Below are 26098 nucleotides of genomic sequence, written 5' to 3' on the forward strand. Positions count from 1 at the left end.
TTCTTTTAAAATTAAGTATATGTCGATTTAACGCTAGGTAATGGCTTATTCCCAGGAACAATCACTACTACTATAAAATTCGGATATTTATTTTCAACTGCATATAAAGGTTTAATATTATCTAAATAAACTAAGTCTCTCACATCATTTACAGGAGCTGTTTTCTCGTTTAAATCCAATACTACAAATATCCCCAATTGGTCATAAGCGTAAATATAAGTATGAAGTTGCTCTAAATACTTATCTCTAATAGAATCTTTTGAAATTGGATTTTTAGTTTTTTTCAACTCAATTGGAAAAGTATATCTATTGAGCTGAAAAACAATATCAATCCTACCGCCATCTGCAAAATTATTAATCTCTTCTTCCGCTCCATAAGCTATCTTACTGTATAAAAAATGCTTATATAAACTATCTTGAAAATCTCTTTCTGAAGCTTTATCGCCTTTTCCGCCATGTTTTTCTAAATATAAAAAATTAAAATCATCAGTTCGCTTGGACTTCACTGTAAGTATTAAGTATCTAATAGTTTCTTCTAAGATCCTCTTAAAAATATTCAATTTGTTCTCACTATAATGAGGTATAGCCGTTTTTATAGAAGACAACACACCATAGTAGATTTCTTCTCCAGTTATATCACCAGTATAAACATCAATTTCTCTTTCATATTTATGCTCCGTATAGGTTTTAATTAACGCAAGAACTTCTTTAACATCATTCACATCTTGAATATTTTGTAACTTTGATACTAATTCTTCGGTTTCTACTTCAGGTAAAATTTCTTTTATCTGCAAACAAATGCTTAAATACTGAGTATCATCGTTTTTTTTTTCGTTATTAGAAATTGCAGATTTTACAATACCTAAGAAAGCCTGTAATGTTTCATCATCAGGAAATTGATGCTGTATATTATTTATTTTTGCTTCATAATAAGCAAAATTATTTATATACATATTTTCAAGAATTTGAGAGTCGATAGATTTTTTAAAGTTCTCAATTAGTTGATATTGTACTTCATTATTAGAAAATGATATATTTAAAAACTCCAAATGATATTGAGCCAATCTACTAAATTCTCTGGCATAATCTATCCAGTTGTTATGATTATTAGAGTTTTCAAAAATTCTATACACTTTCAATAATACGTCATGAATCTTATTTTCCAACTTAAACGATTCTGTATTATAACTGAAAGCAGATCTAACAAAAGATAGATTCGTTAAGTTCTTCAAAGCAGCTTCTGCACTAATCTTATCTACACTTATGATTGCCATTAAGTAATTTGTAACTTCATAAAAATATTGGGCATCTACCCTATTTTCAACTGTACAAAATGCAGATTTAAATAATCGTGCACTTTGCTCAAGACATTTTAGAAAATTTATATTATCATTAAAAACACCATTATTTAATAATTGAATCAATCCAAGTCTATAATATGCTTCTGATGAAACATCCGCATCTAGAGACTCTTTAAAATCTTGAAGCTTTTTTAAAATATCATCGTTATTATCATAGAAAGCATATAAATACTTCAAAGAAGGCACTATAATTTGAGGTTCATCTGAATCTTCTATATCTAGTAGAATATCTATCGTTGATGACTTTCTTATCTTATCTAGTGCTGTTAAAAAAGATAAAAATTCAATACTAAGTTTTCTTAAATAAATATTGGATTCATTTTCGATAACCTCTCTAAAAAATCCTTTGACACTCTTTTCTGAACCAAAATTTATATTATCGCATCCTTGCATCCAATCTTCTAGGAGAACAACTTTATCCTTTATAGACTTTGTAGAAAAAGTTTTATAATTCATTTCCATAAAAATTCACCTACAATCTAATTTAAAATACTGTTTCTCCAACACTTCTAGTATCTACTTTACTTTCTACGCTAGCTTCTTTTAATTCCTCTAAAGCCGTACCAATAATAATTTGTAAATCATTCTCGAATTCATCTTCAATTTCTTTAAAAATACTAGCAAGACTAATTAAATCCTTACTTATAACCTCTTCTTTGCCTGGAGAATCAATTATTAACAGTCTAGGATGTCTCCCTACACTATATTTCACATCCAAAAGAATTAAACTAAGTACAACTGCAATTTTAGCCCTCAGCTGTTCACCTTCGTTTAACTCACTAAACTTATTTTCGACTCCATTTTGTATAAAGATAATTTCTAGATTATCTTTTATACTAACTCGATCTACATTTTTCAGTCCAAATCTAGTTAATTGATCAAAGATTAGTTTACATAAACTTGTTAAGATATTATTACTTTCTTTATATCTTAATAAGTTTAATAATTTTATTGCACAATCAACAACTTTTATCTTATTTTCTAATTTTTCGAACTCATCACTTGATTCTTCCGAGAATTTTTGCTCTATTTTGTATTCTAATTCAATCCGTTTTTCAATCAATCTAGATAGATCATCAATCTGTTCCTCATCAAATCGATAAGATTTAATTTCATCTTCATTACTACTTAGGCCTAATACCAATTTCTTCTTATCTTCATTCATTTGAAAAATGTTTTCTTTTAATCTCTCAATCCCAATCGAAATCTTAGTATGACCTTCATTCAAATCATTAATTTTATTTATTAATACTTCTTCATCTTGTTCATTTCTCGATTCTAAGCTATCTTCACATAACTTACATTTATGATTTGTTTTCTCGTTAATTTCTTTCTCGCGCTTAATCTCATGCTCACATCTTGGACATCTTTTTATATCTAAATTACTAAAATAGAAACCAAAATCAAATTCCTCTTTTAAGTTACTAATTCTTTTTTCTATCTGTACCTTATTATTCTGGAGTTGTTCAACTTGTGTATTTAAAGTTGCTACTTCTCTCTCCAAATCGAAAAGTTTTTGACTTTGTATTTTATAATTGTTTATATTAAGCGTTTTTTGGAAAGTTACTTTACGCTTTTCTCGCATTTCTGTAATTTCTTCATTTAATTTTTCTAATTCTTTTTCTAATTCATTCTTGTCTTGAGTACTTCCCTCAGTAGCCTCTTCAATCAACCGTTTCTTGTTTAAATTATTTTTAAGATAATCAATTTGTTTATTCCATGAATTAATTAGAGCTGTGAACTTTAATCCTAAAACCATTTCAAGGACCTTCTTATTTTGCGATCCATAATCAGTATTTAAAAAGAGCACATTATAATCCTTAGATTCTAAATAAATAGATTTATAGTATGTTTTCCAAGATGCATTATTCTCAATAAGTTCAAGACTTTTTTTAGTGCTGCTAGTCCAAGTTAAATTATAATAGGAGAATTGTTCAAAAAAGAAACTTTGCATATTATCTTTAAATGCTGTTTCACTATTCACCTCAAAATTTATTAATATATCTTCTAACTTTATGAAACCATTTTCGTTAAAAACTAAAGAGTCTATGGAACTTCTATAGAGTCCGCTTCTAGTTCTAGCACTTGTCAAATCTATGTATACTGTATAAGTAGTATTGTTTAATTGAAATTCAAATAATATTTTTTGTAGCCAACTATATACATCTTTCTTTATAGAAGTTTTATCTCCTGTCAGAGCAAATTTAACTATTTTAAAAACAGAAGATTTCCCCTTACCATTATCTGCAAAAACAACATTTACTCCTGTATGAAAGTACTTATCGTAATCTATTAACTCTCCTGTATTTTTTTTACCGCTCAATTTAAGCCTCTTGATGACCAACTTTTTCCCCTGTGAAATTGGATTATCCTTCTCATAATTACTTATATCAAGTAGTTCCGATATTTCTCCTATACTCAGTACCTGATCACATGATGTGTATACATCCGATAAAAAATCATTCCATTTCATTAAATTAACTCCTCCCCAAAAATCTTAAAAAACTTCGCTTTGACCTCTTCTTGAATTCCAATAATGTATTCATTCAATGGTGTGCTTTTATACTCAGGATGCTCATATTGTCTTATTTTTAATTCTGTCCCAGAAAGATTCCCAAAATACTTTCTAATCAATTCACATCTTTTTTTATACCATTTAACTTTTTCAAGATTTACTAGAATCTCATTTTCAATTTTATCTATCCCAAAGTCAGTTAAATAATAAACTTTTTCAAAAATTCTACCGTCAATACTTCGCTTGCTAGTATAATCAATAAAATTAACTGACATTAAAAAAGCAATGATGTCATCAATGTCTTCATAAGCACCAAAGAAGTAACGTAACATATCTTCTCTTCTTAGTTCGGGTTCATTTTCTTTAAATATAGAAACAATAACATTCTTTATTTCATCAACATCTTTATCATCTTTTCCTAATTCTATGAGTTCTAATAACTCTGCCGCTAGATAGTCTGGATAACGTATTAAGAAGTCTATTTTCTGTATACGAACTTCACTTTTAAATTGTTTTATATGACTTTTCTTTTCTTTCTCTCCCTTTATTTCTTCTGAAAAGAAATATAGTATTAATAAAATTCTTAATTTACTGCGGTATGAATTGGCTGAATCAGTTATAGTTCTCATCTCTCTTTATTCACCTCATAAAAAGTAGTGTCCTTCCAATATTACACCAAATAATGTAATTTGCTGAAATAAATATTTAAAAAATAAAATTATTCTTTCTATGTATAAACTTATTTTTCTTTCACTACCTACGTTGAGATTTTTCATTTAAGACTTAAAGAAGAAAACTGAACTCATTGAAATGATTGCTATCGGGGGTTTTTTTAAGTGATGTTTATGAGTTGCTTCGTTTCTTCTTTCATGCTTTAGAAGAATATTGGAGTCAATGAATATTTAATTAATGTTTCAAAAAAAGTTGATAAGACCCATTCCTCTCGAATTATCAACTTCTTTAAATTTCAGCTTTTTTGTCCTTTTACTTTCACTATTATCTTTTTAACCTTAGTTTAGAAATTAATGCTTCAATACTTTCTGAAATAACCTCAAATGAATTCCTTTCGAAGTCCTCTAACTTTACTTTACCGTTCTCATTATCAATTACCACTAACAAACCATTCCCTTCAATACCTAAAGGGATATTTTCAAGTCTATTGTTATGATTGCTCTTATATCCCTCTAAGGTCCCTCGGAATGAATCCAATTCGAAGTTTGGCAAAACCGCATCTAATTTAACATAGAAATCATTTAAAAATCCGTCTAAATCAGCGAACCAATACGAATTAAAATATTCAATAATTGATTTATGGAATACCACTTCTAAGTTCTCTTCTAACTGCTCTAAATCATGTGAAGTAGTTTTTTCTACAGGTTTCCATGTAATATAATCATCTTCGTCAACTTCACCTTCATAAATTATTGAATTAAGCTCTTCAGTAACTGAAGTCTTATATAAAAAGTCCATCCCTTCATCAGCATTTTCTTGTCTCAATCTGAAGTATTGGCGCATTGATTTCTTAATAGACAAAGATATCACCCATTTCGGTAATTTAATAATAGGCTAATAGAATTACAACTTAAAAAGTCGATCTCCTCTAAGTTAAAGAATCGAGGCAATCTCTATAACTTTAAACTTTGAACTATATAAGACATAAAAAACCTTGAAAAGCTTAAGCCAATCAAGGTTTTTTATCTAAATTACAAGTATTCTACTGCACCTAAAAACTCTAAATTACTTTTATTCATTGTGGTTTTCTTTTTAATTCCCTCATATTTAAAGTTGTATAGAAGAATTACAACATTATACTCACTTGGCAACTGTGCGCCACACAATGAAGAAAATTTAGGAATAATAGGAGTACCCTTCTAATAATCGACTAAGCAAGTTATCAGCTTCATCATAAAAATCCGCTTCTCTAACAGCGTCGTCATATCTATCGATGCCAAAGCCTCGAGCAAACATTGATGGAATAAAATCCCCATCCTCTGTATAAGAAATTTCAAGTAAATTGTCTAATTCCTCTGATGAGTTAATATTCCCTACCCAAAATGATACAAATCCTTCTTTTTGCATAAGCTACCTCCTATTTGGTTTCAATCCACCTAAGTGTTAAAGATTGACATTCAGGAGTTAATTGATGGAGTAGCTTCTCTCCATTATTATCGTTCCGTGTACGTGAAAATTCTCAAAATAAATCTAGTAAAACATAATATAGGGATTACAAGAGTTATTTAAATTCTTTAGATAATAAACGGTTTATCTGCACTGGAAAACACCACAAAAATAAAGACACTTCGAAAGGCATTTTACCAAACAAGAATAAGTCACATTGTACTATCTCTATAGCAAATACTATTAACCAGAAAGTCTCTTTTCTATTCTATTCTTTTTCATCCATCTTTTGCTTTAAATATTCAGCAATTTCTGTTTGCCCAAATTCTCTAGCATATTCATATGCGTCCATATTCTTAATACTCTCTCCCGTATATCTAATTGAAATATCTATTCCATTTTCAACTAGAAGCTCAACTACTTCTTTATGCCCACCATAAATTGCTCCAAATAATGGATTTCTTTTTGCTAAGCTCTCATCTAATTCTGCGCCTCTCTCTATTAAATACTTTACTATCTCCAAATGCCCCGCACCTGCTGCCAAATTTAATGCCGAAGCATCAAATGTACCACCTCTAGCATCAATATCTATCCCTTTATTAATTAGGTACTCAACCATTTCAAGGTGTCCCTTCTTGGCAGCTAAATGCAACCACGTTCCAAATGAAGTCTTTGTACTCAAAATTTCTTTATCATCACCTATTAAATGTTTTACTTCATTAATATCACCAAGTTTAATTGCATTCCTTATTGCTTTGTTTACACTTTTTTTATCCAAAACATATCCTCCTTACTTTCGATTATCTTCTACTAGCTAATTCACCTAATTCTTCGTGAGCTTCAACAACCCTTGCCATGTAAAAATGTCATCTCGCCGGTTTATCATACTTTTCACACGAATCAAGCATAAAATCATTTCTCCATGAGGTATAGCCATCATGAGCTATGAATTTCAGTAAAGCATCATCTATATCGTCAAAAGTTAAAATTTCTCACAAAAAAAACAAAAACACCAGTTGCCTAAAAGGCAACCAAGTGCTTAATGGTTAGCTATATGAAGTTATTCACTTACAAATTTCACCTTAAAACAACAATCTTGTTTAATTTCCTAAGTTTATGGTTTTGTTCTACTTCTTAGGTTTAAAATGTCATCACGCCTAGTTATCGTTCTTAATTCAATATCTAAGTATTTATAGCTTATTTAAACTAAATTACTAATTAGTTCTACTTGTATGGTACAGTACCAATAAATTTAATTTCTATATTTTCCGTTTCAGCTCCACTTTTTGCTTCATCGTATTGAAAATCATAGAGTACAATAACAGAATTAATCCAGTATGCTAAATTATCACCATTTACTAACTCTTTTATATTCGGAATAATTACTTCGCTATAAGAAAAATCATTTAAAATGTCGTCTATATTATTTTTTGGTTCTTCATAGAAACAAATTTCAATGTTATCTTCATCATAATAACCAAATTCAAAGTTTGTACCAAACTTTGAGTCTATTGAATCCCCATCTTCCGTATACTCTATATCAACATACTCTTCAAGATTTTCAAACGATTTAGAAACGCCAAACCACACTGAAACCATACCACTATATTCCATAATTTCACTCCTCATTTTTTTAGATTACCTGGTAAACCCTCTACTCCACCCTTGTATCTATAATGAGACCACATCTGTAACCGTCTTACAAATGTATCATAGTCAAGGGATGTGTCTATTATCTCTAATATCTCATTATGCGCTCTCTTAGAACCAGGAGCACGATGATGTCTACCTGGTGGATTAATAAACTCTACATCTTTTGTTGGTGTTCTCAATTCTTGGATTTGTTCAGCACTTATACCCCACCTTTTGAAAGTAGGTGCTCTTGCAATCATTAACCATTCATGTAATTTTCCAGGGGATCTCAATCTTGAAGAAATTACTTTTCTAACTTCCGGATTAGCCCACGCTATTTCTAATTCATCTAAGGTTATATTATCATACCATTTAATAAACTCACCATCTCTGACACTTGGGATATCTTCAGGGTTAAAAATATTAGTACGAGAAGTGATTTTAACAAAATTATTTTGGATAACTTCTGATTTTCTTTGATTCGGAGTTTGTCTTTTTACTGTAGTTTCACCCTTATCCCTACCACTAATCTCAGACTCCACTCTCGCCATTGAAATTAACTGTTCTTTTAACCCCACACCATTAACCGTATTATAAGGTACTCCACCTGCCAACGACAGTTGGTTTTTAGGATTGTATGGCAATAGGTTAGGAATTGAGACCAGTTCTTTTGCCTTCGTTGCACCTTTTACTGCAGCGGCTTTGGTTGTCACTACCCCAGTTTTCGTTACGGCTCCTGCGCCTTTTGTTCCCACTACTGATGTGACGACTGTTCCAAGGGCATAAGTTACCCAATGAGACCGCGAATAGGCATCGCCATTTACCATATCTCTTTCATATGAATCCGAGATGGACTTGGATATATATTTATAGGTTTTTATCGGGTGCATGATCGAATTTGCTACACCTTCAACTGTTTCCCCAGGATCTGTGACAAAATCCCAAACCCCTGTCACAAAGTCTTTCCCTACATCATACAGGCCTACGCCAATTCCTTTTGCAATGTCTGCCGTTTGCTTGGATGCTTCTAGCTGCATAACATATTGCTGCTGGGTGGGGCCTAAGTTTTCGTACCCGATCTGCTTGGCGATTTTGAGGAACTCATCTGGATCTGTTACATGATCGAGTTGTGCCTTCAAATCCTTGATCCGGCGATTCTCTGCTTCCTCTTTCTTAACCTTCAGATATTCCGCGGTCTCTTTTTTCCTAACTTCCAGGTTTTTATAGGCTTCACTATTTTTATAAGCTGTTGCATTAAAATAGAGAGGGGATACTACTCCTCCTCTTGTACTTGATACTTTCAATTGCTCCATGAGTGCCGTCACTGCCGCTTGGTCCGCTTCGGATTTAGCATATTCAGCCGTCCACTTATGATCGATCTCGTTTACTTTGTCTATCGTTTGGTTCCGTTTCCTTTCAGCTTTCTCCATACTCTCAAAGAACGCATCATCGGAAAAAGGCTCTAACTGAATGATATCATCAATTCCGGAGAATATTTTTTTCAGATCATTTTTTTGGGCTGTGACCATTTCCTTGGAATTTCGACTGGCGTTTTCCAGCTCTTCCTCTAAAAAAGGGACCGTAACCACGGTTTCACTAAGGTTAGCTTCGATTGTATCTCCTTGAATTCCACTTAAAAAGGCAACATGCCGATTAATCAGACGCAGCCAAGAATCCACAACATCGATCTGTGCTTTGTAAAACCCTTTAATGGCCTCTGCGCCTTGCCCCTGCAGCTCATCATCCAAATGAACGATACTCTCAAATCCTTTTTTTAATTCCGTGAGCTGTTCTTTCAGGTCCTTATATTGTCCGACACGCGTTTGCATGGCAGAAACTAGTGTTTGAGATTCGTAAATCATAGACATTATGGAAAGTCCTTTCAACTTCTTTTCTTATAACTATATTTTCATTTGTATGTAGTAATTTTATTTACTGTAAAATTATGGACTGATTATATTTTAGAAGAGTTTCTATATTTATTCAAGAATTGAAAGGACTTTTTACTAAACGGATTAAAAATGAAGTAAATTGTTATTAGTATACTAATAGAATATTTCTTTAAGCTTTGTAATATTGAACAAAAATGGGCTGTCCAGGAGCCACAAAATTGGCAAGCTGGACAGTATTTTAAACTGATACGTAAATAAGGGCTATTCCCGTTGAAGGAATAGCCCTTTCTTTGTATCAAAATTAAAATGCCGGGATGGCCGTTTCACTATATTTCTCTTCTAAAAATTTGCGTACCTCTGGGCTTGTCATAGCCTTGGCCAACTTTTGGACTGGCTCAGAATCCACGTTATCCTTGCGTGCCACTAATGTAATCGCAAAGTCATTTTCAACACCTTCTGTGAGAAGAGCGTCATTTTTTGGTGTCAAACCAAGCGGTGCGGCGTAAGCAGGTGTTATCACTATCGCATCTGCTTCATCATACGTTCTCGCTAGCATTAATAAATCCACTTCTTTAAACTGATAGTTTTTAGGGTTCTCAGTAATATCAGACATTGTATAGTATGGACCCTTTTTTTCCTTTAAAGTAATAACTTTATGCTGTGCTAGCAATGCCAATGAACGATCAATATTCGACACATCATTTGCAATGGCAATAACGGCACCCTCTGGCAATTGATCCATTGAATCGTATTCTTTGGAATACACCCCATAATTGGCAAAATAAATTGGTTTCACTGGTACAAGATCGGCATTTTTGTTTCGATTGAATTCCTCCATATATGGAACGTGTTGGAAGAAGTTCACATCCACTTCTCCTGCGGCTAGTGCGGTGTTAGGCTGCACATTATCACCTAATACAACCATTTCCAGGTTAATGCCCTCCTCTGCTAGCTTTGGTTTAACAAGCTCAAGAATTTCCGTCATTGGGGGAATGAGTGAGGCCACTTTCAATGTTACCTCTTCCTTCTCTTGATTCTGCGCATTTTCTTTCTCTTTTACTTCATTCGCCTTTCCACATCCTACTAAAAGCAACATGATTGATGTCATGAGAAAGAGTATTTTTTTCATGATGTTTCCCTCCATTATTTATCTTTTATCAATCATTCTGGCTACAGCTGTTCCAATAAATTGGATAAGCTGTACTAGAATAATCATAATGATAATCATATAAATCATTAGTTCTGTTTTAAACTGCTGATAGCCATACCTGATGGCAAAATCGCCGATACCGCCGCCTCCGACCACTCCCATGATCGTTGAATAGGAAATAAAGCTGATAATCGATGTTGTTAGTCCGAGGACAAGCCCTGAACGAGCTTCCACGTAAAGAAATTTAAATATGACATCCTTTACAGAAGCCCCCATTGAAATGGCTGCCTCGATCACACCCTTTGGCACGTCCAATAAAGATTGCTCGACTAATCGCGAATAATGGGCAATGGCAATGATCGCTAATGGAACGCAAGCAGATGCTGTACCAATGGCTGTGCCAATTATGAGTCTTGTAAACGGGATTAAAAAAACAACCAATAACAAAAATGGAAAAGAACGAATAATATTGACCAATAAATTTAAAATCGAGAAAGCCCACGGATTATCAAGCAAATGGCCCTTCCTACAAAGAAATAGCAAGGTCCCGACAGGCAATCCAATGACAATCGCAGCTAAAATGGACACACCAACCATGGTAATGGTTGCTCCAATTGACTGCCAAATTTCTGCCTCATATTGAACTAAAATCTCAGGCATGACCTAGCCCACCATTCTCTGCTAATTGTTCGATAAAGTATTCTGGACGATTATCCCTTTTTTGAATCCCATTTGGTTCAATTATGACAGTGTCATAAATCTCTCCATCTGCCATGATCGTAACACGATTGCATATGCTTTTAATAACATCCAGCTCATGACTAACAATGACAATCGTCACACCGAAGCGTTTGTTTATGTTCTCTAGCACGTCTAATATTTCAGCCGTTGTATTTGGATCAAGTGAAGAGGTCGGTTCATCACATAACAACACTTGCGGGTTATTTGCCAATGCCCTTGCAATGGCAACACGTTGCTTTTGTCCCCCACTTAATTGTGCAGGATACCTCTCCATCTCCTTCTCCAATCCGACAAACTGGAGACACTCAACAACACGGTTCCGACGTTCCTTCTTTGGATAATTTGCCAGCTCTAAAGAGGCTGCCGCATTGTCATAAACCGTTTTATTTGCCACAAGATTAAAATGCTGAAAGATCATGCCAATCGACTTCCGTGCCCCTCGAAGTGCTTTATTGTTCAATGTGGTCAATCTTTGGCCGTTTACCTCCACTTCGCCCGCATCTGGGGTCTCCAACAAATTCATTAGCCGCAGCAACGTTGATTTCCCTGCTCCACTTGCTCCGATTATTCCATGAATTTCACCTTTAGGTATTGTTAAAGTAACAGACTTAATGGCCTGAAACTGTGAAAATTTTTTACTCACTTGATGCAGGTTAATCATAAAATCCCACTTTCTATTTGTTGAAAGATAAGCATACCGCTCCTCATTATAGTTTCATCAAAGAAACACAGCTGATAAATCATTTTATCAACTAATGAGGACCTAATGCAAAGACACAAATTAACAGTTAAAGACTACCAACCCTATTAAACTCCCTCTTTCTATTGGCTACCATTCTTAGATATGAGTGATTATTTCATTATCATCATCCTTTATTCTATTAATCGGATTATTCCTTTTAAAATAATAGAGTGCGCATTATAATTGATAATGGTTATCATTATCAAATGTTGTTTATATTCTTAAAGGACGTGGAGGAAAATACATGATTCAGTACCTTGATGAGAAAATTGCCAACTATGAGGTATGTGTCATCTTGCCCTCAGGTTACGATCAAACCAAGAAATACCGAACGATCTATATGCATGATGGTGGAGAAACTGCCAAACAAGCTGCAAACTATATCGATCATTTAATTCTTTCAGGTCAAATTGAACCGCTTATCGTTATTGGAATTGAACCAATTAATCGCAACAATGACTATACACCGTGGGAAGCACCATCCACCACATGTTTCCAGATTTGAAGGACAAGCGCAGGATTATTTACATACTGTTGTAACCGAAATAAAGCCATATATAGATGCCCATTATGCTACGAATCCTGAGCCTTCACATACAGCTATTTCCGGCTGCTCATTAGGAGGACTTGTTTCGATTTTCGCCTCCTATTATTATCCAGAGGTATTCCATCAATATATCTCATTATCTGCTTCCTTTTGGTACGAGGACGTTCTTCGCTATCTTCAAGGAGAAAAGATTGAACGGCAAGGAAATATCCATATCAAACCAACTGTGAATCGTCAAGATCATCAGCTCTATTTATTTGTTGGGGAATTAGAGGGAATTTATAAAGAAACGATACAAAAGCATATGGTTGACTACACGAAGAAGGCCCACCTTGAATTTATCAAGGAAGGCTATTTGGAATCTAGACTATTATTTGAGTTAGATCCAAAAGGAACTCATGATGACCTGTTCTTTTCTACCTACTTCATTCAATCACTTCGTTGGTTATTTGGCATCGAAAATAAAAACGAAACAATGGATCGTTAATTAGCCTTTATCGATAGCATCACAATAGCCTGTTTCATATCACCATTTTTTCTGAAATACCTCACAAACCAATATTTTACGATTACTTTTATAATTTGATTTAATGTCACACATTTAACAAGGTAAAAAGAAAGGATAGATGAACAGTGAGGAATCCCTGTTTACATCTATCCTTTTGTACGACATTTTTCGTTAACTGGTTTACTTGAAAATTTCATTGATTCTTTACTTCCGTTATTTCGACGACACCACCAAAAACCGGACAATTTGATCCGAGAAGTTAAACCAGTAATGGGCTTTTCTAGCATCGAACATGAACGACTGCTGTTCATGGAGTTCTATTGTTTCTCCCTCTATTTCCACTGTTAACTTCCCTTCGATAATGAATAAAAATTCATGTCCGCTATGAGAAAAAGCGCTTCCTTTATTTTCTCCTGGCTTTAACGTGACAAGAATAGGCGAAAAAACAGCATCACGAATGTCGCTGGATAAATTCTGATAATGAAATTGTTCATGATTCGAATCTGAATTTTCTTGGGAGCGGTCCTCAGAAAAAAAGAAACTTGGGCTGACATCTAATGTATCAGCGATTTTTTTTAATGACTCTAATGTGACGCTTGATTTTCCCCGTTCTACTTGTGATAAAAAGCTAATCGAAACGCCTGTTTGTTCGGCCAGACTCTTTAATGTTAGTTTTCGCTCTTTCCTCAATAATCTTAGTTTTTTCCCGATTGAATCAAAAGGCATACAGATGCCCCCTTTTTTACATAATATTTAGCTTCATTATACATGACAAATTTTGATGAATGCCCCGTCATTAATAACTTATTAAAAAAATATTGACAGAAAATTTCTAATTATTTAAAATGAAGGAAATAATAAATTGAAGTGATACTTCAATTTTGAAGAGGTGACTAAAGATGGAAAAGAAACAAATGCGGCGAATATTAATTGCGAGTTTAGTCGGAAGTTCGATTGAGTGGTTTGACTATTTTTTATATGGGACCGTTGCAGCACTCGTGTTTAACCAGTTGTTCTTCGTGAATGAGGATCCGAAAATAGGGCTGTTGCTTTCCTATGCATCCTTTGCGTTAGCATTCTTCATCCGCCCTTTTGGCGGAGTGATCTTTAGCCATATTGGCGATCGTATCGGGAGAAAGAAAACACTTGTTTTAACACTTAGTTTAATGGGGGTCGCAACATTTGGGATGGGGCTTCTTCCTACCTATCAAGCCGTTGGTATTTGGGCGCCGATTTTATTAATCACGTTGCGCTTAGTTCAAGGTCTAGGAATTGGCGGTGAATGGGGAGGAGCGCTTTTATTGGCCGTTGAATATGCTCCTGCTGAAAAACGGGGCTTGTTCGGAGCTATTCCTCAGATGGGTGTTACGATAGGAATGCTGCTTGGAACCATTGCCTTATCTATTATGACACTGCTTCCTGAAAGCGCATTCATGACTTGGGGATGGCGTTTACCATTCATTTTTAGTGCTTTGCTTGTATTTTTTGGCCTATGGATTCGTAAGGGAATTGATGAAACACCGTCTTTCAAAAAGGTAAAGGAATCCGGAGAAGTTCCAAAGCTACCGATTGTAGAAACTCTCAAGAATTATTGGCGTGAAGTGCTTATCGCCGTGGGAGCCAAAGTGGTAGAAACAGCGCCATTTTATATTTTTAGCACATTTGTCGTATCATACGCTACTTCAAATCTCGGTTTCTCACGGACTGCTACATTAACTGCAGTCATGATTGCAACAATTATAACGACGATTTTAATACCATTCATGGGGAAGTTATCTGATACAATTGGCCGCAAAAAGCTGTTTATAGGCGGAACGATTGGGATGGCACTGTTTGCATTCCCATACTTCTGGTTGCTGCAGCAAAAATCGGTATTGCTATTAATCGTTGCAACAGTGATAGGTTTAGGGGTTATTTGGGCTCCCATCACAGCTGTTCTTGGAACGATGTTCTCGGAAATTTTCGATGCAAGGATTCGTTATACTGGCATCACGCTTGGATATCAAATCGGAGCAGCTCTGGCAGGAGGAACAGCGCCGCTAGTTGCAACGGCTTTACTTAATAGGTTTAATAACTCTTATGTTCCTGTCGCCATTTATATTATTTTTGCATCTCTCGTGTCATTAGCAGCGATTTGGGCAGTTAAGGATCGTAGCAATCAGAAATTAGATGAAACGCATAATAGTAAAGCCATGTAATCTATGGTTCTTTTACTTTAAGGAGGACAATTGAATGTTGGTTATAAGTGAGAAGGAAATTCAACAATCATATGGAATGAAAGACGCAATATCGGATGTAAAAGCCGTATTACGTGCACATGGTGCTAGAAGAATAGACAACCCTCATCGTACAGTTCTTGATTTCCCTCAACACGAGGCATCGGCACTTTACATGCCAAGCGCTGATTTATCTGAAGAAGTTTCGGCGGTCAAAATTGTTACCATTTTTCCAAAGAATCCTTCAAGGGGGATGGCAACAACACAAGGAGTCATCTTGCTGTCAGATGCAGAAAATGGCGAACATTTAGCATTGTTGAATGCCTCATATTTAACACGTCTCAGAACGGGGGCATTGAGTGGCATTGCCACAGACTTTCTTGCTCGTAAAGACGCCCGGGTTCTCACAATTATCGGAACAGGAGCTATGGGATTTGAACAAGCAATTGGTGTGTTAGCCGTAAGGGACATTGAGCGTATTTTATTAGTAAATCGCACACCAGAGAAAGCGGAGAAATTCGGTGAAAAGCTGCGGGCATTCGGAGTAACCGTTCCTTTTGAAGTTTTCGAAGATGTTTCAGCAGCTGTTCGTCAAGCAGATATTATTTGCTGTGCAACCCGCTCGAACGAGCCTGTCTTTAATGGGCTGGATTTAAAGCCGGGCACACACATTAACGGGGTCGGGTCTTATTTGCCGCATATGAAAGAAGTGGATAATACCACGGTATCACGCGCTGCTAAAATTATCGTCGACGATTTGGCGGGCGTGAAGGATGAAGCAGGAGAACTCATTCATGCAGCCAATCAGGGAAATTGGTCGTTTAATGATATTCATGGGGAGCTTTATGAACTTGTAATGCTGACCAAAACAGGCAGGGAAAATGAAGAGGAAATTACCTTCTTTAAATCAGTCGGTGCTGCTTACTTTGACCTCGCTGTAGCAAAAGGCGTTTACTGCCAATCGAAAGAACGGAACATTGGGATGGAGATTGAGGTATAAAAGAACCCAATACATTTTACTATCGCTGAATGTAATAACAACCCGATTTTAAAAAAACAAGAGTCGTTCAACATGAGACCTAACGCGTTTTTTTGTTTTATGGATAATCATTTGCCTTAACTTGCAGTAGCATTTCATCTTTAAAAAAAGAGACCCTTCTTTCGGAAGGGCCTTTTGAATAATCCTTATCTTTCACAAGCGATCAAGTCTTTATCACGGTCGCTTTTTTTATTGGCATCATATAGTGCCTTTGAAACATGGGCTTGTATTTCAGTCTGAATCCATCTTGAAAAAAGATGGATCATTTTCTATCTGTGTTGTTGTGTCGATTGCGGAAGATTGACTTAACAAAATCATTGCCTAACTGTTTCTGCTTCGGCTACTTTCTTGACACGTTCTAAAAATTCAACTACCACTTTATCGGTAGCAAACAATAAAAATAATTTCACAAACCACTTTAACGGGCGATTGGTGACTGTATATGTAAAGGAAGTCTTATTATCATTGATTTTATTTAGTTCATAAAAAGCTGTAATTTCAAACATTTTTGCTAGTGTAAAGCCTACTTTTAGCTTTTTTTCATTAGATGCATTCGAATATTCTAATGTTTCTATATCATACTCTTCTGTTCGTTTTCCTTCTCTATATTTTTGGCGATATACACTTCCAACCACTTCTTCCGTTATTTTAATGGGCTTCTGTTCAACTACTTGAGGCATGATTTGTTGCATATTTTCTACAGAACCATCAAGAAACTTCCAAACCTGTTCAATTGGAGCGTTTATTTCTATTTCTTTTGTCCATTTTTTCAATGAGAATCACCTCTACCTACATTATATTAACTTTACTATGTAAAACCAAATTAACAAATGATAAATCCTTGGGTCATTTGAATCATCAAGGATTATAAGGAATGAATTTGGGATAAGATGAATCTGTAACTGAGGTTTGTTAATCAATGGGTAGCGTGTGTTGAATTAAGACTTTTTATGAGGTAAAAAAGGAAAGGCTTAAGGATCCGAATTCACCTCAAGCCTTTACTTGCCCTATCTTAAAAACCCATCGATATATATTTTTCTTCTAAATATTCTTCAAGGCCTTGATGGCCGCCTTCCCTTCCCATACCGCTCTCTTTCATGCCGCCAAATGGAGCTTGTGCAACGGTGGGAATTGCGTCGTTAAAGCCGATAATCCCGAACTCCAGAGCTTCGGATACCCTGACTCCCCTGCTTATATTCTGTGTATAAAAGTAAGCGGCCAGCCCGTACTCTGTATTATTGGCAAGCTCGATCACTTCTTCTTCTGTATCAAACGGGATGATTGGTGCAACCGGTCCAAATGTTTCCTTGTATGTGATAAGCATATCCTTGTTCACTCCACCCAGAACGGTAGGTTCATAGAACAATCCATCAGCCAATTCCCCTTCAACTCTTTGTCCGCCACAAAGAAGGCGGGCACCTTTTGCCAAGGCATCTTGTACATGTTCCTCTACCTTTGCCAGGCCATCACTGCTGACAAGAGGCCCGACTTCAACGGTTGGATCAATGCTATTTCCGACTTTAAGAGCTTGTACTTTTTCAACAAAAAGTGCAGAGAATTTATCGATGACAGAACGCTGGACGTAAATGCGATTTGCACAAACGCATGTTTGTCCAGTGTTCCTGAATTTGCTTGCAACGGCACCAGCTGCTGCGGCTTCCAAATCAGCATCTTCAAAAACGATGAATGGCGCGTGTCCTCCAAGCTCAAGGGAAAGTTTCTTGAGCTGTGGGGCTGACTTGGTAACCAGCATTTTGCCTACTTCAGTAGATCCGGTAAAAGAAATTTTTCTTACTATTGGGTTTTCAAAGATTTCATCCGAGATAGGTCCAGCACTGCCCGTTACGATACTGACCACCCCAGCAGGCACTCCCGCCATTTCTACCAATTTACCAAACGCTAATGCACTAATAGGAGATTGTTTTGCAGGTTTAACAATGACTGTACATCCAGCCGCCATCGCAGGTCCTACCTTCCGCGTCATCATGGCCAACGGGAAATTCCAAGGGGTAATGGACGCTACCACTCCGATCGGCTGGCGGATCACCGATAGCCTTTTATTTGCAGCAGAAGCAGGTATCGTTTCACCATAAATCCGGCGGCCTTCTTCCGCAAACCATTCCAGGTAGCTTGCAGCAAAATCCACTTCACCCTGTGCTTCTGTAAAGGGCTTGCCCATTTCCAGACTCATGATTTCTGCTAATTCATCTTTATATTCAAGCATAAGGTCATGCAATTTTTTTAGATGTTTGCTACGTTCCTGAGCCGTCAATTTTGACCAGGTTTTAAACGCTTTCTCAGCAGCTGCAATTGCCACTTGCGTTTCTTGGCGTCCGCCATTTGGAATCCTTGCAACTACTTTCCCGGTTGATGGATTTGTTACTGGTAAAGTTTCTCCTTTATGTGCTGCAGTCCATTCACCGTTTACATACATTTTCAGTTCAGATAAATTGACTAATCCACTAGTTTTCAGCATGAATATGTCTCCTTTTTTTCGCTGGATTTGTAAAACGCTTCATTATATATGCATTTTTAAGGATCAACTGTAAGGCAAGGAACGATTAGAGTCCAGAAACGTTAGTTCCTCTGTCAATGTCCGAGTTAATGGATATCCTCTCATTTTTAAGAATGAAGGTATATCCCACAGCAGCAATAAGGCAAATGACTACCGGTATAATCAAGGCTATATTGAAATTATTGAACTTCACTATTAAGAGCCCAGTTGCGACTGGAGCTATCCAACCTGCGAGGTTCCCCACGAAATTTTGCAAGCCTGCAAGCTTTCCTTCCGCACCCTTTGGAGCAACATCCGAAACAGTAGCCCAGAGAATGCCCGCAGCCAATCCTTCACCGCCGATTGCGATGGAAATATACGTAAGTGCCATGATGGCGCTGTCTGTATAGATAGTCGGTATAATGGCTAATGGAAATAGCATGCCTATGGCTAAAACAGTTTTTCTTGCTTTGATGGGATTCCAGCCTCTTTTAATTAAGATATCCGACAACACACCTCCTAGAATATTTCCCAGAAAGGACATAATCCAAGGTAGCATCGTGAAAAATCCTGCTTTTAAAAGAGTCATTTGCCTTTCGACTACAAGATAAGTAGGAAGCCAAGTCATCATTAAATAAGTAAGATAGTTATGTGCAAACAAGCCGTATAACATTGGGTAAACATTTCTGTATTTAAGGAATTTAAATGGTGAGATGTTCAGTGTCGATGCTTTTTCCGTTTGAGTTTGCTCCTCTTTGATATAGGCTACTTCAGCATCATTTGCAATCTTACTTTGCTCTGGATGGTTTTTGAAATAGAATAACCAGAATCCCAGCCATACAAAACCGATGGATCCAATTACCACAAAGGCAGCTTGCCATCCCCAACTCTGGATAATCCATGCTAAAATAGGTGTCGTTATACCAATACCGATAGCAGTACCAGAATTAAAAATCCCATTTGCAATGCCCCGTTCGTGTGACGGCAGCCAGTCTGATATAACGCGCGTATTGGTTGGAAACGCTGGAGCCTCTCCGATTCCCATTAAAACGCGGATACCGATCAATCCGCCAAGAGAACGTCCAAATCCAGTAAACACAGTACAGAGCGACCACCATACGATGGCGATGGAATACGTTAAGCGTGCCCCTAATTTATCAACGATTATCCCGACCGGAATCTGCATTAACGCATACGACCAAAAAAATGCTGACCCCAATATCCCGAATTCAACCGCCGAGAGCGAAAGATCCTTCATCATCGAGGGACCTGCAATGCCAAGAATTGCCCTATCCATATAATTGATTGTTGTTGCGACGAAAAGGAGTACTACTACAAGCCATCTTCCATTGGTCTTTTTCATATGTCACCTCATTAGATAATTATATTCAGGTAGAAAAAATGCTGCGGGAAATCCATATGGTCCGAAAAAAGTTAAAAAGGGGAAAACTGATTTGAAATTTCCTTTACGATACAATTGAATATTCTCTATCGTCTTTATACATTCACGATGGCCGGTTTTAAACTTTTGGCACCGCTAGCATTTCGATTTCCATTATTAAAACCTTCAAAATCTCCCTCATAAGCCCTCTCTATAATCAGTTGAATATCCGATGCCTTCGTCAGCCTTGGATTAACGGACACGTTACCACTTCTCATGGAATCTTCCACTAATTTCGGCAAAACGTCCAATGAGACTCCAAGCTCTTTAATATTAAGAGGAATATTCATACTCCGATTCATCTCGATGATAGTTTCTATTGCTTTCTCGGCTGCTTGCACGTTAGATAAACCGCTTACATCCTTTCCTAAAGCTATCGCAATTTCTCGATACTGATTCTCACATGCCGGCAGATTGAATTTCATGACAAATGGCAATAGTGCTGCATTTGCGATGCCATGCGGTATATTAAAGACTCCTCCAAATGTATGGGAAATAGCGTGTACATTACCCAATCGGGACTGTGAAAAGGCTATGCCAGCTAACAGGGAGGCTACAAGCATGTTTTCCCTGCTTTCTATGTCCGTTCCCACAAAGTACGACCGTGTTAAATTTTCACCGATCATCTTAATGGCCTGCATCGCGAAAGCCTTGCTGATAGGGTTAGCAGATTTGGATGTGTAGGATTCAATCGCATGAGTCAGAGCATCCATACCAGTGGCTGCAGTAATCTCTTGAGGCAAATTTAATGTAAGGGCAGGATCCAATATAGCTAACTTAGGAAACAGAAGTGAACTAAGTACACCTAATTTAAAAGAGGTGTCCTTATTCGTTACCACTGTCGAATTGGTGGCTTCACTGCCAGTTCCAGCCGTAGTCGGGATTGCTATGATCGGGAGTGGTTGATTCGAAATCTTTCCAACCCCTTCATAATTCAGGATATGGCCGGGATTAGTAGCCATTGCCGCGATACCCTTGGCTGTATCAATGCTGCTTCCTCCGCCTACAGCCAGAACTGCCTCAATCTTTTGTTGCTTAAGATACACCGTCCCCTGTTGGATTGTTTGAGCTGATGGATTAGGCTCTACCTCATCGTAAATCTCAAAATAAAGGTTTGCCGAAGCAAGGGATTTTTCAATGCCTTGTAAGAGTCCGGCTCCTCTAACCCCTTTATCTGTAACAATAAGCACACTCGATACACCTAAATCTTTAATTAGTTCCCCTGTTTTACCAGATATTCCGTTGCCGCATTCCACCCGTGTCGGCATACTATATGTAAAAGGCATAAGAGACATTTTACATCTTCCTCTCCATTTATTATTCTATTAGATAGCGAAACTCTTTCCGACCCGGTCTGCAAATCCATTATGAATGGTTATGGTACTTAACCTTAAGTGCTTTTTACGATTCATTTATCTTACAAGCCGGGATGGATGGGACACTGGTTTCTATTACAAGCAATCTATAAAGCTTTTCTAAGTAAGTCTTCTAAACTGTGTTGGGTTGGCACTCTTGGGTTATTCCGAATTAGGCGATCGATCTGGAGGGTCTTCTCAGCAATATCGGTAATATCCTCTTCCTTAATCCCAATCTCCTTTAGCCTTGTAGGTAATCCGATTTCCCCAAGCAGGGTAAGCACAGCTTTTGAAGCAGCCAAAGCGACTTCCTTAGCGGAAAGGCCATCCGAATTCACATTGAATGCCTGAGAAATTTTCACCATTTTTTCTGTTTCTACGGATGCATTATATTCCATAACATACGGAAGCAAGAGCCCCGTAACCTCTCCATGCGGTGACTTCACAAGCCCTCCAATTGGGTAAGCCAATGCATGGGCTGCTGCTGTACCTGCATTTGAAAAGGACATTCCAGCAAGCAGGCTGCCCATTAGCATATTGGAACGGGCCTCGAGATTGCTTCCTTGCTGCACAGCAAGCGGCAGATTTTTTGCGATCAATTCAATTGCTCTGTAGGCGAGTGCATCGCTTATGGGGATTGAACCTTGAAATAGAATGCTTCCTTCTGCCTGGATATATGCAGAAGGTTTGGCTGTGTAAGCCTCAATCGCATGTGACAAAGCATCAATTCCAGAACAAGCTGTTACATAAGCGGGAAGCCCTAACGTTAATTCTGGATCAAGTAGAGCAACGGTTGGTCTTAGGTAATTATCCGAGATACCAACTTTCAGGTTATTTTCCACATCAGTCAATACCGCTACAGATGTCACCTCTGAACCGGTTCCAGCAGTCGTCGGAATCGCTATAAGAGGGGCGATTGGTCCGGGAACCTGGTTTTCCCCGCCATAATAATCCAGAGGATGTCCTCCATGGGCGACCAACAAGGCGACGATCTTCGCCATATCAATGCTGCTTCCTCCGCCAAGGCCAATTACTGCATCAATATCCATTTGAGATTCAGCAAACTTATAACAGTCCATCGCCGAATCTACCGGCGGCTCCGGTACGACCTGGTCATAGATAACTGTTTCGTAATTTGCTTGTTCCAACAACGATGAAATCCTATCCACGATACCTGCATTTTTGATTCCTGGGTCAGTAACGAGCAAAATGTTTTTCGCCTTTAATCTTTGAAGGATCAAATCCAATTGCCCGATCGCCCCGTTTCCAAATACGATTCTTTCGGTAGAATAAAAATCCCATGTATTTCTCATATCCCTTACCTCCAAAGTCTATAGATTGATGACGACCAGTTTTTCGTCTGTCATTTCTTGAATGGCATAATGCGGCCCCTCTTTGCCAATTCCGCTGTCCTTTACGCCGCCATACGGCATAATGTCGGCTCGGTATGTAGAAACATCATTGATAATCACACCGCCAAAATGGAGTTCCTGTGTTGCCCGCATGGCTAAAGTGATATCGGATGTAAATAAACCAACTTGTAAGCCGAACTTCGTATCATTGGCCTGATGGAAAGCCTCCTCGATGCTATCGAAAGGAATGATGCTGATGACCGGTGCGAACACTTCCTGGCAGACTACCTTCATTTCAGGTTTCACATCTATTAATATAGTAGGTTCCAGAATCGAATCCCGCCTTTTCCCTCCATATACCACTTTGGCCCCATGACGCCCAGCTTCCTGGATCCATTCTTCCGCACGCCTTGCTTCTTTCTCGGAAATCATAGGGCCAATGTCCGTGGAAGGATCTGCAGGATTTCCGACCTTCAAGCTCTGTGCCACCTTTACTGCCTTATCCACAAACACATCGCAGATATCTCTATGAACGTAGATGCGCTGTACAGAGATGCAGGCTTGACCAGCATTCACATACCCCCGCGTGACACAGAGCTCAACTGCTCTGTCTAAATCAGGGACATCCTTGTGAATGATGTTTGGGGAGTTATTCCCTAATTCCAAGGTAACCTTACGAATTCCTGTACTGCTCTTAATGTGCCGACCTACGCCGGGACTCCCTGTAAAAGTGAACATCGCAATTCGTTCATCCTCCAAAAGGTATTGACCAGTTTCCTGCCCAAACCCGTTAACCACATTCAGAAAACCTGCAGGCAATCCAGCTTCGGAAAAAATTTCTGCGATCTTGCATGCAATGAGTGGCGTCATTTCAGCCGGCTTCAAAACGATTGCATTTCCCGCTGCCAACGCAGGAGCTACCTTGTGTATGGTGAGATTGAATGGGAAATTAAACGGGGTGATCGCACCGATAACCCCAACAGGAACCCGGATGGTGAAAGCCATCTTATTGTCGTTTCCAGACTGCCCCAAAGGAACGCCTGTACCGGCAATCCGTTTTGCTTCTTCCGCTGAAGCAATCATCGTTTGAATTCCTCTATCGATTTCCCCTCTGGCATCCTTCAATACTTTACCGACTTCCTGAACCAGAATCATCGCCAGCTCTTCTTTTCTCTCTTTAGCGATATCCGCTGCACGCATTAGAATCTCGTAGCGTTGATTGGAATCTAGCTTTCTCGTATTAAACGTTTCCAAGGCATTGGTTACCGCATCAGAAACAATTTTCCGTGATGCCCTGCCGATCTGGGCAATTTCTTCTTTGTTATATTTGTTAATAACAGCTATTGTATTTTGATCGGATATCCATTGACCATTTATGAAATGGCCATAAAATGCGTTTTTTCTACTCAGCGTTGTGCTCATTGAAGATTCCTCCTTTGAAAAATAACGACCACATTTTTTCACTTCACAGTTATCTGCTAATAGATTCAACAAATTCATCAGGAAAACGCCTAAAATAAAGCGCTTCCATTTCAAACTTAAGATTTTGCCTGCCTATTAATACTCTTTAGTAAACTGTTTATCTGCTGTTTATAGAATCCTACTTCAAAAATCATATGTAATCGTTTCCAAAAATATATCACATAATATACGATTGTGTAAATATTTAAAATTAAAAATATTCAGTCTTTTTGATAGAAACCTTAATTTAACAGTGTTTATCACTTCAAATAATATAGATAGATTAAATAATTCATGATTATTTTAAAAATATTATATATAATCTATCCAAAATCCATCAAATATAATATATAATCATCAGTAATGAGGATATATTTTTGTAGCTTTCCAGCAGACTATGGAGTCTCCTTCTAAACTCTCTATTCTTGATATCAATATGGTTTCGCCTTATCTTATTGATAGGGTCAACAAGCCGAAAGCTGCTTCAGTTTTAATTTAAGTTGTTACATCTATATGAAATAACACTCGTTCTCATAGAAATTTTTAAGTTAGGGGCATTTCGATGATAAAGGAAAAAGAACGCGGAGAGACAACGGAATATGTCTACAATTTATTAAAGGAAAAGATTTTTGAATGGGATTTATCGCCGGGCCAAAAAATCAATATCAGCCATTTAACCCGGGAAATCAACATTAGTGCCATACCTCTCAGAGAAGCATTGTCTCGTCTCAACTCCGAGAACTTAGTCGTTTTGGAACCAAATAAGGGGTATCGGGTCAGCGACATATTAGATGCGGAAAATATGGCGAAAATGTTAGAAGCCCGGATTTTACTGGAGACGCATGCGGCCCGGAATATAATCCGCTTAAATAATGTAAGCGTGACGGAAGAAATGGCCGCGCTTACAGATGAAATGTTTTCCACAAACACAGGTGCTTCCAACCAAAAAATACTCGATTTCACTCATTTAGACCAACAATTTCATCATGCCATCATGAATGCTGGAGGAAACCCGTTTTTATTTGAAGCATATAAAGGCATGCACTGTCATCTTCATATAGGCCGGTTTTATCACGTCAAAGGTGAGATCGACCAAAAAGACGCACCATCGGAACATATGGAAATCATCGAGGCCATCCGGACAAGAGATGTATACAGAGCCGAGATTGCAATCTCCAGCCATATACAAGATTCCATAGATCGTTTATTGGAGAGGACAAAGAGATAATACTTGGAAGCTATTGAGGATAACCTTCCAAACGATGAATGGTACACTTCATATAACTAGCCTTTTGAATAAGGGAACAACGATTTCAGTAACACTTCCCGTTTATCAAGAAGGTTATTCTGTAAAGTAATAAAAAAAGTCCGCCATTATCGGCGGACTTTTAGTTCGTAGACAAAAGGGGTTCTATCTAAATTTTAAAAACAAAGTTGATTGGAACGGAAGGTGCGAGACTCCTGCGGGAAAAGCGAGTCCTAGGGAGACCCCACAGGCGCAAAGAGCGCCGAGGAGGCTCCCGGACCGCCCGCG

The 26098-nt window shown here is 37.4% G+C and carries 23 protein-coding genes and 1 pseudogene; 5 read left to right on the forward strand and 19 right to left on the reverse strand.

Features of this window, described 5'->3' with window-relative positions; genetic code table 11:
• Window positions 1-11: 11 nt before the first annotated feature.
• From NST21_RS22630 to NST21_RS22680, 11 genes are all read right to left on the reverse strand, one after another.
• The gene (locus NST21_RS22630) at window positions 12-1823 is read right to left on the reverse strand and encodes a hypothetical protein (RefSeq protein WP_340891404.1); all 1812 of its coding nucleotides are present in this window, start codon (window positions 1821-1823) and stop codon (window positions 12-14) included.
• 22 nt (window positions 1824-1845) lie between these two features.
• Window positions 1846-3834, reverse strand: a complete 1989-nt coding sequence (locus tag NST21_RS22635; RefSeq protein ID WP_340891405.1) for an AAA family ATPase — start codon at window positions 3832-3834, stop codon at window positions 1846-1848.
• On the reverse strand, window positions 3834-4505 hold the full coding sequence (locus NST21_RS22640) for a hypothetical protein (RefSeq protein ID WP_340891406.1): 672 nt from the start codon (window positions 4503-4505) through the stop codon (window positions 3834-3836). The genes NST21_RS22635 and NST21_RS22640 overlap by 1 nt, the downstream gene beginning before the upstream one ends.
• Window positions 4506-4872: 367 nt before the next feature.
• The gene (locus tag NST21_RS22645) at window positions 4873-5391 is read right to left on the reverse strand and encodes a SecY-interacting protein Syd (protein WP_340892611.1); all 519 of its coding nucleotides are present in this window, start codon (window positions 5389-5391) and stop codon (window positions 4873-4875) included.
• Between the two features lie 333 nt (window positions 5392-5724).
• Entirely contained in the window at window positions 5725-5955 is a 231-nt protein-coding gene (locus NST21_RS28960; protein ID WP_445670567.1) for an immunity 22 family protein, read from the reverse strand.
• A gap of 307 nt (window positions 5956-6262) precedes the next feature.
• Window positions 6263-6772, reverse strand: a complete 510-nt coding sequence (locus tag NST21_RS22655; protein ID WP_340891407.1) for an ankyrin repeat domain-containing protein — start codon at window positions 6770-6772, stop codon at window positions 6263-6265.
• A gap of 446 nt (window positions 6773-7218) precedes the next feature.
• A complete protein-coding gene (locus tag NST21_RS22660) occupies window positions 7219-7608 on the reverse strand; it encodes an immunity 22 family protein (RefSeq protein ID WP_340891408.1) in 390 nt (129 codons plus the stop codon).
• Window positions 7609-7619: 11 nt separating this feature from the next.
• Window positions 7620-9494 (reverse strand): ribonuclease YeeF family protein, encoded by a 1875-nt coding sequence (locus NST21_RS22665; RefSeq protein WP_340891409.1) that lies wholly within the window; start codon window positions 9492-9494, stop codon window positions 7620-7622.
• A gap of 325 nt (window positions 9495-9819) precedes the next feature.
• The gene (locus NST21_RS22670) at window positions 9820-10647 is read right to left on the reverse strand and encodes a MetQ/NlpA family ABC transporter substrate-binding protein (protein WP_340891410.1); all 828 of its coding nucleotides are present in this window, start codon (window positions 10645-10647) and stop codon (window positions 9820-9822) included.
• 18 nt (window positions 10648-10665) lie between these two features.
• On the reverse strand, window positions 10666-11328 hold the full coding sequence (locus NST21_RS22675; protein WP_340891411.1) for a methionine ABC transporter permease: 663 nt from the start codon (window positions 11326-11328) through the stop codon (window positions 10666-10668).
• Window positions 11321-12070 carry a methionine ABC transporter ATP-binding protein gene (locus tag NST21_RS22680; RefSeq protein ID WP_340891412.1) on the reverse strand — a complete coding sequence of 250 codons (750 nt, stop codon included), beginning with the start codon at window positions 12068-12070 and terminating at the stop codon, window positions 11321-11323. Before NST21_RS22680 ends, NST21_RS22675 begins: the two co-directional genes overlap by 8 nt.
• Window positions 12071-12395: 325 nt before the next feature.
• Here NST21_RS22680 and NST21_RS22685 point away from each other — a divergent pair, with 325 nt between their 5' ends.
• Together NST21_RS22685 and NST21_RS22690 are read left to right on the forward strand one after the other, a co-directional pair.
• Window positions 12396-12656 carry an alpha/beta hydrolase-fold protein gene (locus NST21_RS22685; RefSeq protein ID WP_340891413.1) on the forward strand — a complete coding sequence of 87 codons (261 nt, stop codon included), beginning with the start codon at window positions 12396-12398 and terminating at the stop codon, window positions 12654-12656.
• Window positions 12586-13185 (forward strand): alpha/beta hydrolase, encoded by a 600-nt coding sequence (locus tag NST21_RS22690; protein WP_340891414.1) that lies wholly within the window; start codon window positions 12586-12588, stop codon window positions 13183-13185. Before NST21_RS22685 ends, NST21_RS22690 begins: the two co-directional genes overlap by 71 nt.
• 234 nt (window positions 13186-13419) lie before the next feature.
• On the opposite strand, the gene NST21_RS22695 is transcribed toward NST21_RS22690, so the two are convergent.
• A complete protein-coding gene (locus tag NST21_RS22695) occupies window positions 13420-13932 on the reverse strand; it encodes a helix-turn-helix domain-containing protein (protein WP_340891415.1) in 513 nt (170 codons plus the stop codon).
• A 173-nt stretch (window positions 13933-14105) separates the two neighbouring features.
• Between NST21_RS22695 and NST21_RS22700 the strand changes: the two genes are divergently transcribed.
• Both NST21_RS22700 and NST21_RS22705 read left to right on the forward strand, forming a co-directional pair.
• Window positions 14106-15404 carry an MFS transporter gene (locus tag NST21_RS22700; protein WP_340891417.1) on the forward strand — a complete coding sequence of 433 codons (1299 nt, stop codon included), beginning with the start codon at window positions 14106-14108 and terminating at the stop codon, window positions 15402-15404.
• Window positions 15405-15438: 34 nt separating this feature from the next.
• Window positions 15439-16422, forward strand: coding sequence for an ornithine cyclodeaminase family protein (locus tag NST21_RS22705; protein ID WP_328115964.1), 984 nt, complete (start codon window positions 15439-15441; stop codon window positions 16420-16422).
• Between the two features lie 185 nt (window positions 16423-16607).
• On the opposite strand, the pseudogene NST21_RS28965 reads toward NST21_RS22705, so the two are convergent.
• The 7 genes and pseudogenes from NST21_RS28965 to NST21_RS22735 form a co-directional block, all read right to left on the reverse strand.
• Window positions 16608-16682 (reverse strand): annotated as a pseudogene (locus NST21_RS28965) (excalibur calcium-binding domain-containing protein); the annotation flags it as partial.
• Window positions 16683-16775: 93 nt separating this feature from the next.
• Entirely contained in the window at window positions 16776-17234 is a 459-nt protein-coding gene (locus NST21_RS22710; RefSeq protein ID WP_340891419.1) for an SRPBCC family protein, read from the reverse strand.
• 239 nt (window positions 17235-17473) lie between these two features.
• A complete protein-coding gene (locus NST21_RS22715) occupies window positions 17474-18937 on the reverse strand; it encodes a succinate-semialdehyde dehydrogenase (protein ID WP_340891420.1) in 1464 nt (487 codons plus the stop codon).
• Window positions 18938-19022: 85 nt separating this feature from the next.
• A complete protein-coding gene (locus tag NST21_RS22720) occupies window positions 19023-20318 on the reverse strand; it encodes an MFS transporter (RefSeq protein WP_340891421.1) in 1296 nt (431 codons plus the stop codon).
• A 134-nt stretch (window positions 20319-20452) separates the two neighbouring features.
• Window positions 20453-21691, reverse strand: a complete 1239-nt coding sequence (locus NST21_RS22725) for an iron-containing alcohol dehydrogenase (protein ID WP_340891422.1) — start codon at window positions 21689-21691, stop codon at window positions 20453-20455.
• A gap of 167 nt (window positions 21692-21858) precedes the next feature.
• Window positions 21859-23064: a hydroxyacid-oxoacid transhydrogenase gene (locus NST21_RS22730; RefSeq protein WP_340891423.1), complete on the reverse strand. Its 1206-nt coding sequence runs from the start codon at window positions 23062-23064 to the stop codon at window positions 21859-21861.
• A gap of 18 nt (window positions 23065-23082) precedes the next feature.
• A complete protein-coding gene (locus NST21_RS22735; RefSeq protein WP_340891424.1) occupies window positions 23083-24525 on the reverse strand; it encodes an aldehyde dehydrogenase family protein in 1443 nt (480 codons plus the stop codon).
• A 601-nt stretch (window positions 24526-25126) separates the two neighbouring features.
• Between NST21_RS22735 and NST21_RS22740 the strand changes: the two genes are divergently transcribed.
• Window positions 25127-25792, forward strand: a complete 666-nt coding sequence (locus tag NST21_RS22740; RefSeq protein ID WP_340891425.1) for a GntR family transcriptional regulator — start codon at window positions 25127-25129, stop codon at window positions 25790-25792.
• Window positions 25793-26098: the final 306 nt, after the last annotated feature.

This window comes from Peribacillus sp. FSL K6-1552, assembly GCF_038005205.1.
GTDB lineage: Bacteria > Bacillota > Bacilli > Bacillales > DSM-1321 > Peribacillus > Peribacillus butanolivorans.

Bases quoted from the DNA above. Each gene is read 5' to 3' on its own strand.
- NST21_RS22630 (WP_340891404.1), bottom strand. From the start codon at position 1,823: ATGGAAATGAATTATAAAACTTTTTCTACAAAGTCTATAAAGGATAAA.
- NST21_RS22635 (WP_340891405.1), bottom strand. From the start codon at position 3,834: ATGAAATGGAATGATTTTTTATCGGATGTATACACATCATGTGATCAG.
- NST21_RS22640 (WP_340891406.1), bottom strand. From the start codon at position 4,505: ATGAGAACTATAACTGATTCAGCCAATTCATACCGCAGTAAATTAAGA.
- NST21_RS22645 (WP_340892611.1), bottom strand. From the start codon at position 5,391: ATGCGCCAATACTTCAGATTGAGACAAGAAAATGCTGATGAAGGGATG.
- NST21_RS28960 (WP_445670567.1), bottom strand. From the start codon at position 5,955: ATGCAAAAAGAAGGATTTGTATCATTTTGGGTAGGGAATATTAACTCA.
- NST21_RS22660 (WP_340891408.1), bottom strand. From the start codon at position 7,608: ATGGAATATAGTGGTATGGTTTCAGTGTGGTTTGGCGTTTCTAAATCG.
- NST21_RS22665 (WP_340891409.1), bottom strand. From the start codon at position 9,494: ATGTCTATGATTTACGAATCTCAAACACTAGTTTCTGCCATGCAAACG.
- NST21_RS22670 (WP_340891410.1), bottom strand. From the start codon at position 10,647: ATGAAAAAAATACTCTTTCTCATGACATCAATCATGTTGCTTTTAGTA.
- NST21_RS22675 (WP_340891411.1), bottom strand. From the start codon at position 11,328: ATGCCTGAGATTTTAGTTCAATATGAGGCAGAAATTTGGCAGTCAATT.
- NST21_RS22680 (WP_340891412.1), bottom strand. From the start codon at position 12,070: ATGATTAACCTGCATCAAGTGAGTAAAAAATTTTCACAGTTTCAGGCC.
- NST21_RS22685 (WP_340891413.1), top strand. From the start codon at position 12,396: ATGATTCAGTACCTTGATGAGAAAATTGCCAACTATGAGGTATGTGTC.
- NST21_RS22695 (WP_340891415.1), bottom strand. From the start codon at position 13,932: ATGCCTTTTGATTCAATCGGGAAAAAACTAAGATTATTGAGGAAAGAG.
- NST21_RS22700 (WP_340891417.1), top strand. From the start codon at position 14,106: ATGGAAAAGAAACAAATGCGGCGAATATTAATTGCGAGTTTAGTCGGA.
- NST21_RS22705 (WP_328115964.1), top strand. From the start codon at position 15,439: ATGTTGGTTATAAGTGAGAAGGAAATTCAACAATCATATGGAATGAAA.
- NST21_RS22715 (WP_340891420.1), bottom strand. From the start codon at position 18,937: ATGCTGAAAACTAGTGGATTAGTCAATTTATCTGAACTGAAAATGTAT.
- NST21_RS22720 (WP_340891421.1), bottom strand. From the start codon at position 20,318: ATGAAAAAGACCAATGGAAGATGGCTTGTAGTAGTACTCCTTTTCGTC.
- NST21_RS22725 (WP_340891422.1), bottom strand. From the start codon at position 21,691: ATGTCTCTTATGCCTTTTACATATAGTATGCCGACACGGGTGGAATGC.
- NST21_RS22730 (WP_340891423.1), bottom strand. From the start codon at position 23,064: ATGAGAAATACATGGGATTTTTATTCTACCGAAAGAATCGTATTTGGA.
- NST21_RS22735 (WP_340891424.1), bottom strand. From the start codon at position 24,525: ATGAGCACAACGCTGAGTAGAAAAAACGCATTTTATGGCCATTTCATA.
- NST21_RS22740 (WP_340891425.1), top strand. From the start codon at position 25,127: ATGATAAAGGAAAAAGAACGCGGAGAGACAACGGAATATGTCTACAAT.